The sequence below is a fragment of the Acinetobacter sp. PC34 genome, from assembly GCF_051789135.1.
Taxonomy (GTDB): domain Bacteria; phylum Pseudomonadota; class Gammaproteobacteria; order Pseudomonadales; family Moraxellaceae; genus Acinetobacter; species Acinetobacter johnsonii.
Genome location: NZ_CP196664.1, coordinates 710,144 through 723,868 on the forward strand (window position 1 = coordinate 710,144; position 13,725 = coordinate 723,868).

The window sequence follows — 13,725 nt, forward strand, 5'->3', positions numbered from 1 at the left end:
ACTACAGTATCCTATAGCATTCTATGCATAAATTTTCTATTTTAAGAAAGATTTTTTTGCAACTAGCAATTTTAAGCGGATTTTGCAATGTTTGATACCTTAACGGAACGACTCACGCAGAGTTTAAGAAATGTTACTGGCTCTGGGCAGCTAACCGAAGACAATATTAAAGATACCCTACGTGAAGTACGTATGGCACTTCTTGAAGCCGATGTTGCACTTCCTGTAACTCGTGAATTTATCGCGAAAGTTAAGGAAGAGGCGTTGGGTCAAGAAGTCATGACTCAATTATCGCCGGGCCAAGCATTTGTTAAAATCGTGCATGACGAATTAACAAAAATGATGGGCGAGGCAAATGAAAGCCTTGATCTTGCAGCAAAACCTCCTGTTGTGGTTCTACTTGCAGGCTTACAAGGTGCAGGTAAAACAACAACGGCTGCAAAACTTGCTCGCTTCTTACAAGAACGCCAAAAGAAAAAAGTAGCGATGGTATCTGCCGATGTTTACCGTCCAGCAGCAATTAAACAGCTACAAACCGTTGCAGGTGAAGTAGGCGCGATTTTCTTTGAATCGAGTGCTGATGAAAAACCGATTACCATTGCAACGCGTGCAATTGAACAAGCCAAAATTCAGTTTGCGGATGTCTTGATTGTCGATACAGCAGGTCGTCTACACGTAGACGATGAAATGATGGACGAGATCAAAGAACTTCACGCGGCGATTAAGCCAACTGAAACTTTGTTCGTGGTCGATGCAATGACCGGTCAGGATGCGGCAAATACAGCCAAAGCCTTCAATGATGCACTGCCATTAACAGGTGTGATTCTGACCAAAACTGATGGTGATGCGCGCGGTGGTGCGGCGCTTTCAGTACGTGCAATCACAGGTAAGCCAATCAAATTCTTAGGCATGGGTGAAAAGCTCGATGCCTTAGAGCCATTCCATCCTGAACGTGTTGCACAGCGTATCTTGGGTATGGGTGACGTACTTTCTTTGGTCGAAGAGCTTGAACGTAAAGTCGACAAAGAAAAAGCCGAAAAAATGGCGAAAAAACTGCAAAAAGGCGGCAGCTTCAACTTTGAAGATATGCTAATGCAGTTTGAGCAAATGAATAAAATGGGAGGCATGATGGGCTTCTTGGATAAGTTGCCTGGCATGAGCAATGCAGGGATTCAAGATGCGTTGGCGCAAGCGAACCCTGAAAAGCAAGTGAAAAAGATGGAAGCGATTATCCAATCGATGACCATCAAAGAGCGTCGTAATCCGGACCTGATGAACCCAAGCCGTAAAAAGCGCATTGCAGCAGGCTGTGGTATGGATGTTGTTGAAGTCAATAAATTGATTAAACAACATGCGCAAATGGCGAAAATGATGAAGAAATTTGCCAATCCATCGGGTATGGCAAAAATGATGAAATCATTAAGCGGTATGCAAAAACAGTTTGGTGGTGGCGGCGGAATGGGACCATTATTTGGTGGGAACGATAAGAAGTAATCTGCTTCTTACCATTTCAGAAAAAGGCGCGTTGAGCGCCTTTTTTTTGTTGTTTTGTAAGTCATGGAAATTATTGTGTGCGTTTTCAATACCGTCGCTTAATAACAAAAACGCACTGTTTATGGCTTGAAAGTTGCGTAAAATTTATTCTTTTCAAACATTATAATAAGAAGTTGAAAATGAATGGATCAAAACAACATATCTATATTGTGCATGGCTATCAAGCATCGCCCAATGACCATTGGTTTCCGTGGCTAAGTCAAAAACTCAGTCAGATGGATCTGCATGCTGAAGTAAAACGCTTAGTGCTTCCGCATAGTGATGCACCACATTTCGAAGAATGGCAACAGGCTTTGGCCCTGCAAATGACCACTTTGGATGAAAATACCATCATTATTGCGCATAATTTGGGGTGTCTGGCGACTTTACATTATCTCAGTAGTAAACTGCGTGAACGTCGAATCAAAGCGATCTTCTGTATTGCGGGCTTTAAAGCGGCTTTAAAAAGCTTACCTGAGTTAAGTGGTTTTATTGCGCAAGCGAAGCTGGACAGCGGTATACTCCACTCTCACATCGCTTCACGTGTGGTGATGTTTTCCAATAATGACCCTTATGTTCCACCGCCTTTGGCGCTTACCTTTGGACACTTTTTGAGTGCAGAGGTATTGGAAGTGAAACGTGCAGGAAATTTTATGCGGGAAAATGGCTATGCTGAATTTGAGCTACTGCTCAATACCTTAAAACCCCTTTTACAACAACAGGCGGTGGCTCAGGGTTGATGCTGAATATAATATTGTAGCCCTTTAAGTAATAAATCATTTTCAATACGTGGTGCATACTCTGCCAAATAGCGTGCAAATACAGGCGCATCACCGCCAGTTAAAATCAGTTGGCGTGGAGACTGTTGCAAGACTTTTTCAATGGTACTGACCAAACCGAGCAAAATCCCATGATGCACTGCGTCGATGGTATTACGACCGGGCCCAAGTTCATCAAAAGCCGCATCTGGAATTTTAATGCCTTTGGTGTTTTGGATCAGCGAGTCTCTTTGTAAGTAGAGATTTGGTAAAATATAGCCGCCCAAATGCTGTAAACCATCTGCCAAGTCGATGGTCAGCGCCGTACCACAGCTAATCACACAATAGTTCTGCTCTGGATTACGTGCGACGGCCAACACTTGCAGCCAACGGTCAATTCCGAGTTGTTCAGGCTGTTCGTAACCACACTGCAGGCCTGCATAGTTGGCCTGCACTTGAGCAAAGGTGATCGGCACATTTAAACTTTTTAAAAGTCTACGGATTCGGTCATTATTTTTTTTGTCCTGAACCGAAGAAACACCAATCTGTTGGATGTTTAAGTTTTTAAAATGCTGAATTAGACCTAAAAGCAAATCGGCAGGGGACTGTAAATGTAACTCAGCCCCTTGCTCTAAAATTTGATCTTCCTGCGTAATCCAATATTTTAGGCGGGTATTACCAATATCTAACCATAAATTTTTCATGATGATGCTCAATCATTTAAACAGGGGTCACTGGGCGTAAACGGCCTTGATAAAAATTTTCAACACCATTGGCGGTCTGAATTTGTACCGCACCATCATCTTGAATGCCTAAGAATAGGCCTTGAGACAGACCCTTCATATGTTCAAATTCAACGGGTTGCTGCATAAAGGCTGCGTAATGATTGAAACGAGAAGCCAGATTTGCACTGTTATGGGTGAACCATAGGCCTGCTTGTTGAATTGCCAGATATAGTTCCGCCATTAAGCGAATTCGCTCTGCTTGGGCTAAACCCAGCTGTTCAAGTGAGCTGGTGGCTTGATCAAGCTGGGTATCTTCGACTTGGTTGATGTTGATGCCCACCCCAATAATCGCTTGGTGGCTTGACAGTGGTTCAACTAAAATCCCGCCCCATTTACCTTGAGCACTATAAAGGTCATTCGGCCATTTCACTTGCAGAGCAAGGCCTTGCAAACTCGGCATTTGCAAGATATTTAACGCAATTTCTAAAGCCAAGCGCCCATCTATAGGTGTTTTGGTCTGTAGCAATGTGCTTAAATAGATGTTTCCTTCAGGAGAAACCCATTGTCGTTGACGCTGTCCACGACCTTGAGTTTGTCGTGTACTGCAGACCAAAACGCTCTGAATCCCTTTTTGCGCAATTTCACGCACATCGTCATTGGTGGATGTGGTAACTGGCTTAAGCAATAAAACTTCAGGAAGTTGCTGTGCTTCAGCGAGAAGCTGTTGTAATTGGCGTGTCTCTAAATCCATATGAATCTGAGAAAAGTGAAAAATGATCATGGAGTTAATCATATATTTACTGATTGGTGCAATCGCTGGTTTTGCTGCGGGGCTATTTGGGGTCGGTGGTGGACTCATTATCATCCCGATTTTATATGTGGTGTTTACTCATCTGAACTATGACCCGAGTGTCATTATGCATATGGCGGTTGGCACATCACTGGCTACGATTATTGTCACGTCAATGAGTTCAGTGAGTGCGCATCATAAACGCGGGGCAGTGTTATGGTCTGTGTTTCGCAATTTGGCTCCAGGTTTAGTCATGGGTGCTTTTTTAGGTGCGGGCATTGCAGACTATATGTCGGGACATGGCTTACAACTGCTGATCGGTTTTTTTGCGGTATGGGTGGCGTACAAAATGTTTAGTGGCGCACATGTTGAGGTCGATCCTTCGCGTCAGTTACCCTCTACAGGCAAACAGTTATTTGTCGGTGCAGGCATTGGTGTGGCTTCTGCGATCTTTGGCATTGGTGGGGGAAGTTTGACGGTGCCGTACTTAAACCGTCATGGTGTGGTTATGCAAAAAGCGGTGGCGACGTCTGCGGCTTGTGGCTTACCAATTGCAGTGGCTGGAGCTTTAGGTTTTATGTGGTTCGGGCATCGGGCTGAAGTGAATGTACCGAATACCATTGGTTATATTCATGTCTATGCATTTTTCGGGATTGCGGTCATGAGTTTTATCACTGCCAAGTTTGGGGCAAAAGTGGCGCATCTTTTATCGCCTGCGATGTTGAAAAAGTGTTTTGCTGGTTTGTTGGTGGTAGTTGGTTTATATTTTATTTATCAAGGTTTTAGTTCTTAATTTCTTTGACAATGTTGTGTGCGTTGCTGTTGATTGGCATTATAGACGGTAAAATTGTTAGACAATGACATAGTGTTTAGCGTTTAAGATCGGGTAAAACCTAAAAATAGGTCACTAAAGACCATGGATTGCATCTTATAAAAACAAGTTAGGAACAGTATGCAAGCACATGATACAGAGAGTTTGTCCGAACAAATTGCCAAGCACATCAGTGAACAAATCATTCGCGGTGAGTTGGTCGAAGGTGAGCGCATACAAGAATTACGTATTGCCGCTGAACTGGATGTGAGTCGCGGCTCGGTGCGTGAGGCCTTGTTACTGCTTGAACGTACACATCTGATTGAAATCTACCCGCGCCGCGGCGCCATCGTTTCTGAAATGTCCGCTCAGCAAGTGCGCGCCTTGTTTGACACCAGCAGTCTACTGTTGGGGCAAATTGTGCAACGCATAGCGGAAACATGGCGTAGCTATGAAGCGGAACGTTTACAGCTGTTATTGGATGAGTTGGGGAATCAACTGAAACAGGGTAGTATCGAAAAATTTTATGATTTGATTTTTGAAGGATTGGCGCGCCAGCATGAAATGGTGGGCAATGCTTATTTGATGAAGTTTTACCAAGAACTGTTACCCTCGATACGTCGGAGCTATTTTTTAACCTTAAATACTTCGCGTAGAGAGTTACAAGAATCTTATGATTTATTTAAACTGGTGACTGATGCGGTTTTAATCAGAAAATCACAACAAGCTACTTTATTTATGGAAGATTTTTGTCGACACTTACGTAACTTGGTGTTGGAATCTCTGACCCGAATGAAACAAATTGAACTTGCGTGGGCGAGACGCTCACGACGTTAGTCAGGACATTATGCGTTTAAGCAGTTTAAAACTTTCCGGCTTCAAATCTTTTGCCGACAGCACCACGTTACACTTTAAAGATAACCGCACAGCAGTGGTTGGGCCGAACGGTTGTGGTAAATCCAATGTGATCGATGCTATTCGTTGGGTCATGGGCGAATCCAGTGCTCGTCAACTGCGTGGTGGTAGTATGCAGGATGTCATTTTTACCGGTACGGCAAAGCGCAAACCCGTGAGTGTCGCGAGTGTAGAACTGCGTTTTGACAACACTTATGGCAAGTTGGGTGGTAGCTATAATGCCTATACCGAACTGGCGGTTAAACGTCAGGTCAACCGAGATGGCAAGTCTGAATACTTTTTAAATGGCACCAAATGCCGTCGTCGGGATATTACCGATATATTTTTGGGCACAGGTTTAGGGCCACGTTCTTATTCGATTATTGAACAGGGCATGATCAACCGTTTGGTCGATGCAAAACCTGAAGAAATGCGAGTTTTTATTGAGGAAGCCGCAGGGGTTTCTCGTTATCAAGCACGTCGCCGCGAAACTTTATTGCATTTGGATCACACCACGCAAAATTTATCGCGTTTAGAAGATATTGCCTCCGAGTTAAGATCACAGCTAAAAACTTTAAAACGTCAGGCTGAAACCGCGATTCAATACAAAACACTGGAAAGCCAAATTCGCACCATTAAAGTCGAAGTTTTATCTTTTCAGTGTGAACAAAGCAGCCGTTTACAGCAAGAATATACGCTGCACATGAATGATTTGGGTGAGCAGTTCAAACTGGTGCGTTCAGAGTTAACCACTTTAGAGCATGATTTGACGTCAACCAGTGAGCTATTTCAACGCCTGATTCAGCAGTCCACGCCACTACAGAGTGAGTGGCAACAGGCCGAGAAAAAGCTGGCTGAGCTGAAAATGACTTTGGAACAAAAGCAGACACTGTTCCAGCAAAACACCACCACTTTGGCACAGCTTGAACAGCAGAAGGCGCAAACTAAAGAACGTATGCAACTGATCGAGCTGCAACTGGAAAGTTTGCACGAACAAAATGAGCTTCATACCGAACAGTTACAACAGCAAGAAAGTCAAAACCAACAGCAAAGCCAAGGTTTAACGGATTTAAAAGCACAGCAGCAACAGCTGCTTCAACAGTTTGAACAAGTCAAAAGTTTGGTTGAAAAACAGCAGCAACAAAAAACGCAAATGTTGGCGCAAAGTGAACAGTTGGCCAAAAATATTTTACGCTTTGAACAGCAAAAGCAGATTTTAGAGCAGCAAGCGGCGCAAATTCAAAACCAAAGCCAGTTGGATGCGATTGATCAACTGTTACATGCCAAGCAAAACGCCGAGGCACAGCAGTTACAACGTGAGCAAAGTATCATTGAGGTACAGTTGCAGCTGGATGATTTGCGTATCCAACACCAAGCTGCTCAAACTGAGCTGAATGAACATAAAGCAGATATACAGGTTTTGAGTGCCGAACAGAAGCACCTCAAACAGCTTCTGGTCAAAGTCAGTGCCTTAAAAAATAGTGATCATCCACAGTTGATGCATGTGCTGCAGCTTAAAGATGCGGCTAAAACCCATGCCGCGCTGGTCGAAAAATTCTTAGCCAAATGGCTTTCAGCGCATTGTTTGGACAACAGCGATGCATTCACCGATGCCGTTGCACGTCAGTTAACGCCTCAGCCGCATGTTGAGCTGATCGAAATTGCAGGTTGCGATAGCCTAGCCAGTTGGATTGAATCGCCACAATCCTCTTTGTGGCAACAGGTGGGAGTGACCACCAACTTAAAACAAGCCCTCGCTTTGCAAAAGCAATTGAAAGATGGTCAGTCTCTTCTAAGTTTAGACGGTTATCATGTTGGCGTGGACTGGGTGATTGGTCTGGATTATGACGAAGCGAGCCAAGCTGGACAGGGGGCGCTCAGTCATCGAATTCGTTTAGATGAAATTGAACAGAGTCTTGCTGAAAAAACAGGACTTCTGACTCAGCTTGAAACGAAAACCACAGAACTTCGTACTCAAGTTCAAGCAGTAGATGAGCAGTTAAAAGCGGATCAACAGCTATTGAAAAAAGAAGTTCAGGCAACCCAGCAGATTGACTTGAATATCGCCAAAGTACAAAGTACCAACCAAGCCTTTGAAGTGCAAAAACAACAATTGGCCAATCAACTGGCACAGTTAGACAGTCAACTCGAAGAAGATGCCATGCAAAAAGATGATTTGGAGATTGATCTGCATGCATTGACTATTAAGCTAGAACAAAACTTGCCTAACTACAAAACCATGCAGTTCCAAGTGGAGTCTTTGACTGAGCAACTGGATGACAGCCAGCAGCAGGCACAGCAGGTTTGGCAAGCGCTTGAAATGGTACGTCGTCAGGCGGTACAAACTACACAGCAGATTGAACTGTTAGAAAAAGACAGTACTTTCTTAAAAGCACAGTATCAGCAAATATTGTCACAAATGGAGCAGGCCAAAAAGTTTATTGACCCTGTACAACTTGAGTTACCCGCCTTAGAAAGCCAGTTTAGTGAACAAGCACAGATCACTGAAAAGCTACAAAAAACATGGTCTGAATGGCAAGTTGAGCTGAATGCGGTACAAGAGCGTCAGCAGAGTTTAACCGAACAACGTCATCAGCATCAGCAACAAGATGAAAAGCTGAGAACTCAGTTAGAAGAAAAACGGTTAGCGTGGCAAGCTGCAAAGTCAGACTTACAACATTATTCTGAACAGCTGAAAGAGATGAATGTTGAAGCTATTGAGGGTTTGAACATTGAGATCAGCAGCCATCAACAGATTTTGGAAAAAGCGCAGCAGCAGTTTGAGAAATTGGGTGCAGTGAATTTGGCGGCTTCAGAAGAATATGAAGACGTGTCTAAACGTTTTGAAGAGTTGAGCCATCAAATTCAAGATTTGGAAAATACCGTTGAGCAGTTGCGTGCTGCAATGAAAAGTATTGACCAAGAAACCCGTAAATTGTTCATGAGCACTTTTGATCGGGTCAATACCGAACTACAAGATCTGTTCCCGAAAGTTTTCAATGGCGGTGAAGCGAGTCTGACTTTAGAAGATGACTGGCAGTCTGGGGTTAAACTCATGGCCCGTCCGCCAGGCAAACGCAATAGCTCTTTGGCGCTACTTTCAGGGGGAGAAAAAGCCCTGACCGCATTGGCCTTGGTGTTTGCAATTTTCCGTCTCAATCCATCGCCATTTTGTGTTTTGGATGAAGTTGATGCGCCTTTGGATGATGCGAACGTGGGAAGATTTTGTAATCTTGTAAAAGAGCTTTCTGAACAGGTGCAATTCATTTACATTACCCATAATAAACTCGCAATGACGATGGCGACCGACTTGTTAGGTGTTACGATGCCTGAACCGGGAACATCAAAGTTAGTGACTGTAAATTTAGAACAGGCAAAAGAATACGGTTTAGTCGCGGAGGCCTAATAAGATGGAATACACAACAATTATTGGTATCGTCATAGCAGTGATCATTATGCTGTTTGGGGTTCGAATGATTTTTCGAAAGCCGGCAGATGCAGCGCCTTCACTTGAGTCCGCATTGCATATCGATGCTGACAGTCAAAAACCGATTATCCCGCGTCACGTACGTGACCAACTGCAAACGGCATCAGTTGAAGAGGCTGAACGTAAAGAGCCGACTTTAAACGAAAGCTCTGTAGAAGAGACACTGCCTGAAAAAGCCGAACCGAAAGCTTTGGATGCAGACAGTGTGCTCGAAAGCAGCAGTACTGAACCAAGTTTGGATGCATCAGCTGAGGTAGAAAATAAAGCAGTAGACTCAGTCGCTCCTGAAAATGCAGTAGCAGATGCAACGGAATTAACGACTGAAAGCGCAAGCTCCTCGCTTGTCGATGACCAAGCAAAAGCGGATAAAGCTGAATTTAGTTTAAATGCCAATGTCGAAAAAGCCGAAATTTCAGAGTTTGACGATGAAAGCAGCATTTTAGATGCACATTTGTATGAGCAAAAAATTGTCGATGATGAAAGTGCCTTAGCCACAGCAGAGTCGTTTATTGCCCTGAATGTTTATCCTGAACGTCGCGCGTTGTCTGGTGAGAAAACCTTAAAAGTTTTAATGAAGTATGGTTTACGTTTTGGCGAAATGTCTTGTTTCCATCGTTATAACGAAGATGGAACCAAATTGCTGTTCTCTGTGTTGCAAATTACTGATACAGGCATGGATGGTTTTGACTTGGAAAATCTGTCGACCGATCCAATTAAAGGCTTGGCATTTTTCTTGGCCTTACCACACCGTGACGTGCAAAATGCCTTCGACACCATGGACAGTATTTCACGTTTGATTGCTCGTGAAATCGATGGAACGGTTTATGACCAAAACAACCAAGAGTTCACGCCACAACTGCGAGAGCATTGGCGCCATTTGGCGATTGATTACCGTGCTGGACAAGCAATCGACGCTTAATCTGATTGAAAGCAGTGGTAACGATTTCTATAATAGACAGTAGAAATACAATTTTTAGGGCGGAACAAAGACCGCCCTTTTTTATGGTGAAATTATGACTCAAACTTCGACTGTCGTTGCGCAAATGCGTCAACTGATCCAAATTTTGGCACAGCATAATCATGCTTATTATGTGATGGATCAGCCGACTATTTTAGACAGTGAATATGATCAGCTTTTTCATCAGTTGAAAGCTTTAGAAGAACAATACCCTGAGTGTATTCAGCCAGATAGCCCGATCAATAAAGTCGGTGCTAAACCTTTGGCGAAGTTTACGAGCGTGACCCATGTGGTACCGATGCTGTCTTTAGGCAATGTGTTTAATCAAGAAGAACTTTTTGCCTTTGCACGCCGTGCAGAAGAACGTTTGCCGAATCAAACGATTCAATATGATGTCGAACTGAAGTTTGATGGTCTTGCGATTTCACTGTGGTATGAACAGGGTGTGCTGGTTCGTGGAGTGACGCGTGGTGATGGTGAGACAGGGGAAGACATTACCCAAAACGTCAAAACCATTCGTAACTTGCCGAAGGTGTTGACCACAAATCAGGGCGAAGTACCTACGCTACTGGAAGTTCGTGGCGAAGTTTTGATGCCTAAAGCAGGATTTGAAAAGCTCAATGCAGAAAATGAAGCCAAAGGTGAGAAGACTTTTGCCAACCCACGTAATGCCGCGGCTGGCAGTCTACGTCAGTTAGACCCGAATATTGCGGCTTCGCGTCCACTTGCATTTTATGCTTATGGTATTGCGCAGTGTGAACCAAATCATGGTCAAAGCACCATGTCGGAAAGTCTAGAGTGGTTGCAACAGTTTGGTTTTGCAGTTGGTGAGCGTCATTTTGTCTGCGATAGTATTCAAGAAGTCCAAGCTGTTTATGAGCAAATCAATGCGGAACGACCACAATTGAGTGTGGAAATTGACGGCATGGTGATTAAGGTCAACAGCCTCAAACAACAGCAACAGCTCGGCTTTTTAAGCCGAGAACCGCGTTGGGCAACGGCTTATAAATTCCCTGCGGTGGCTGCGCTCACCACGGTTGAAAATATTGACTGGCAAGTGGGACGTACAGGTACATTGACCCCTGTAGCGCGGTTGAATCCTGTCGCTGTCGGCGGCGTGACCGTTTCAAATGTGACCTTGCATAATATTGGAGAAATCCACCGCCTAGATGTGCGAATTGGCGATACTGTCAGTGTTTACCGTAGTGGTGATGTGATTCCCAAAGTGGAAAAAGTATGGCCTGAGTTCCGTCCTGTCGATGCCATTGAAGTTGAACTCCCGAGCCAATGTCCCGTGTGTGAATCGCCAGTGGTGATGCCCGAAGGTGAAGCTTTAGCACGTTGCTCAGGTGGTTTGTATTGTGCCGCACAGCGTATTGAGGCAATTCGCCACTTCGTGTCACGTAAAGCTCTTGATATTGAAGGTTTGGGAGATCGTTGGGTCGAATCACTGTTACATCTTGATCTGCTTAAAGATGTGGCTGATATTTATCACCTACACGAGCACCGAGAAAAGCTATTAACCATTGAAAAAATGGGTGAGAAGTCCGTTCAGAACTTGATTGATTCGATTGAAAATAGCAAGAAAACCACTTTGGCTGCATTTATTTATGCACTGGGGATTCGTGGGGTGGGTGAAACCACAGCACGTATGTTGGCCAATACTTTCCAAACTTTAGATGCGCTACGTGTCGCAGACATTGAAGCTTTAAAGAAAACCCCAGATGTAGGGGATATCACGGCGGAGTGGATTGTCGACTTTTTCCAAGCGCCGCATAATCTTGAAGTTTTAGACCGATTATTGGCGGCAGGTATTCACTGGGACGCGCCTGTGGCACCAAGTCGCCAGCCTCTAAATGGAGAAAGTTGGGTCGTGACGGGTACACTCAGTACGATGGGGCGTGATGAAGCAACACAGCTCCTACAAGCACTGGGCGCACGTGTCAGTGGTAGTGTGTCGAGTAAGACCAAGTGTGTTGTTGCAGGTGAAAAAGCAGGTTCAAAGCTGGATAAAGCAGAGAAGCTTGGGATTGCTGTGATTAATGAAGCTGAGTTTATTCAACTGATGAAAGATTATGGCCAGTTAGAGGCTTAGATTTTTGATTTGGATCAAAAAGATACTGTTCAGATAATTGCGTTCAGTTAAAGCACGACTAAAACGACTTTTAATGATGAGGGGTTCACAGCGGAGTCTTACGTATTCGCATCAAATGCTTGAAGTTCGTATGTTACTTTGGATTAGCCCAAAGTAACCAAAGGCATTAGTCATCAGCAAAACTCGTTCATTGCCATCAATGAATAAAATTGTCGCAGAAACAATTTTTTTCTAATGTAGTGTTGTCTCGAACAGTTGCTGATGACATTTCGTGTATCCCATACCTTCATAAATTTAGAAAAAGCATAATGCTCGTCAGTTATGAAATTGACTAGTACTATGCTTTTTATTTATTTTTAAGGAATATATTGCTTAATGACACCGTCATCGAGCAATTGTTGAAAGTGCTCAACCAAGCTTTCTTTGACATCTCGATACTCTAAACCCAATTCTTTTTGGCTCTTGTTCGCATCAAAATAAATCGGATAACCCATATTCAATTCAACAAACTCGCGGCTAAAACCAATGAATGGGCCAATCACCTTAAAAGCTGCTTTGGGAAGTTCATTTCGTGGAAATGGAAACTTCCAACCAAAATGTGCTTTAAGCAATTGACCGATTTCAAGCAGACTTAAAGTTCCACCACTTACAATGTAACGACCTGTTGCTTCTGGGTTGAATGCTGCTTGTAAGTGCGCTTCAGCAACATCTTGAACATCGACCACACCATTCCACATAGGTGGGACACCCGCTAAAGTCAAACCATTGGTAAACTGTTGTAAGACCTCAATTGAGCCTGACTGTGTATTTGGTGTCAATGAACGACCAAAGACCAACGCAGGGTTAATGCATACCAACTGCCAACGATCTTGTGCCTCAGCCATTTCCCAAGCTTTACGCTCAGCCATCACTTTAGAATATGGATACGGCTGATGGGTCTCAGAACTGCTGGTGTTCCAGTGACTTTCATCGAAAGAATTATGGTCTGTTTTTAAAATATCAATGGCATCGCCATAGGTCGACGCAATACTCGAAGTGACAATGACGCGTTTAACGGACTCGGTTTCATTTACGGTGTTTAAGACATTTTCTGTACCCAAAACAGCAGGTTCAATGATGTCTTTCACCGCATCCTTATAGTTAGTAACGACGAAAGGAGAGGCCATATGAAAGACAATTTCACAGCCTTGCATCGCTTCTTTAAAGGAATTGGGCTCGAGCAAATTGGCTTTAAAGAGTTTCAGTGTTCCAGCACTGCTGTCTGCAATTTTAGATAAATGCGCGAAGCTTTGGGTTTTGTTCAAGTCACGTACAGTGGCATGAACGGTATACCCTTGGGTTAATAATTTTTGAATCACCCAACTGGCAATATAACCCGATGCACCTGTAACCAGTACCGGTGCTTGTGTTGCTAAGTTTGTCATAGATTACCCATTGTTGTTTTAAGTATTGGCTTAGTGTAAACGTGAATGCCATGAAAGTCTTTGCCTATGGGGTGAACAGGTGTCTGACTTATGCGTCATTTTATAATACTGCACCAAACTGTATTGAAATTGAGCGAGTAAAACGTATTTTTTAGCAGTAATCTTAAATTTGTATTTTAGATCATATAGATAAGTCAAATGATAAAATACAATAAATAATGATAATTATTTTACATATAATAATGATTCT

The 13,725-nt window shown here is 43.5% G+C and carries 10 protein-coding genes; 7 read left to right on the top strand and 3 right to left on the bottom strand.

What is annotated here, in order from left to right; genetic code table 11:
* Positions 1-87 precede the first annotated feature (87 nt).
* Together ffh and ACSC9N_RS03530 are read left to right on the top strand one after the other, a co-directional pair.
* Entirely contained in the window at positions 88-1,494 is a 1,407-nt protein-coding gene (gene ffh, locus ACSC9N_RS03525; RefSeq protein WP_010327404.1) for a signal recognition particle protein, read from the top strand.
* A 179-nt stretch (positions 1,495-1,673) separates the two neighbouring features.
* On the top strand, positions 1,674-2,273 hold the full coding sequence (locus ACSC9N_RS03530; RefSeq protein WP_010327403.1) for an RBBP9/YdeN family alpha/beta hydrolase: 600 nt from the start codon (positions 1,674-1,676) through the stop codon (positions 2,271-2,273).
* Here the strand turns inward: ACSC9N_RS03530 and ACSC9N_RS03535 are convergent.
* The gene (locus tag ACSC9N_RS03535) at positions 2,264-2,995 is read right to left on the bottom strand and encodes a type III pantothenate kinase (RefSeq protein WP_010327402.1); all 732 of its coding nucleotides are present in this window, start codon (positions 2,993-2,995) and stop codon (positions 2,264-2,266) included. The two genes, ACSC9N_RS03530 and ACSC9N_RS03535, sit on opposite strands and share 10 nt — an antisense overlap.
* Positions 2,996-3,011: 16 nt before the next feature.
* A complete protein-coding gene (locus ACSC9N_RS03540; RefSeq protein WP_010327401.1) occupies positions 3,012-3,767 on the bottom strand; it encodes a biotin--[acetyl-CoA-carboxylase] ligase in 756 nt (251 codons plus the stop codon).
* A gap of 28 nt (positions 3,768-3,795) precedes the next feature.
* Here ACSC9N_RS03540 and ACSC9N_RS03545 point away from each other — a divergent pair, with 28 nt between their 5' ends.
* From ACSC9N_RS03545 to ligA, 5 genes are all read left to right on the top strand, one after another.
* Complete coding sequence (locus ACSC9N_RS03545; RefSeq protein ID WP_010327400.1) at positions 3,796-4,599, top strand: sulfite exporter TauE/SafE family protein; 804 nt, start codon at positions 3,796-3,798, stop codon at positions 4,597-4,599.
* Between the two features lie 159 nt (positions 4,600-4,758).
* A complete protein-coding gene (locus ACSC9N_RS03550) occupies positions 4,759-5,454 on the top strand; it encodes a GntR family transcriptional regulator (RefSeq protein ID WP_004983028.1) in 696 nt (231 codons plus the stop codon).
* Between the two features lie 10 nt (positions 5,455-5,464).
* Complete coding sequence (smc, locus tag ACSC9N_RS03555) at positions 5,465-8,917, top strand: chromosome segregation protein SMC (RefSeq protein WP_010327399.1); 3,453 nt, start codon at positions 5,465-5,467, stop codon at positions 8,915-8,917.
* A 4-nt stretch (positions 8,918-8,921) separates the two neighbouring features.
* Complete coding sequence (locus ACSC9N_RS03560) at positions 8,922-9,917, top strand: cell division protein ZipA C-terminal FtsZ-binding domain-containing protein (protein WP_010327398.1); 996 nt, start codon at positions 8,922-8,924, stop codon at positions 9,915-9,917.
* Between the two features lie 94 nt (positions 9,918-10,011).
* Complete coding sequence (gene ligA / locus ACSC9N_RS03565) at positions 10,012-12,051, top strand: NAD-dependent DNA ligase LigA (RefSeq protein WP_010327397.1); 2,040 nt, start codon at positions 10,012-10,014, stop codon at positions 12,049-12,051.
* A 356-nt stretch (positions 12,052-12,407) separates the two neighbouring features.
* On the opposite strand, the gene ACSC9N_RS03570 is transcribed toward ligA, so the two are convergent.
* On the bottom strand, positions 12,408-13,475 hold the full coding sequence (locus ACSC9N_RS03570; protein ID WP_010327396.1) for an SDR family oxidoreductase: 1,068 nt from the start codon (positions 13,473-13,475) through the stop codon (positions 12,408-12,410).
* Between the last annotated feature and the right edge of the window lie 250 nt (positions 13,476-13,725).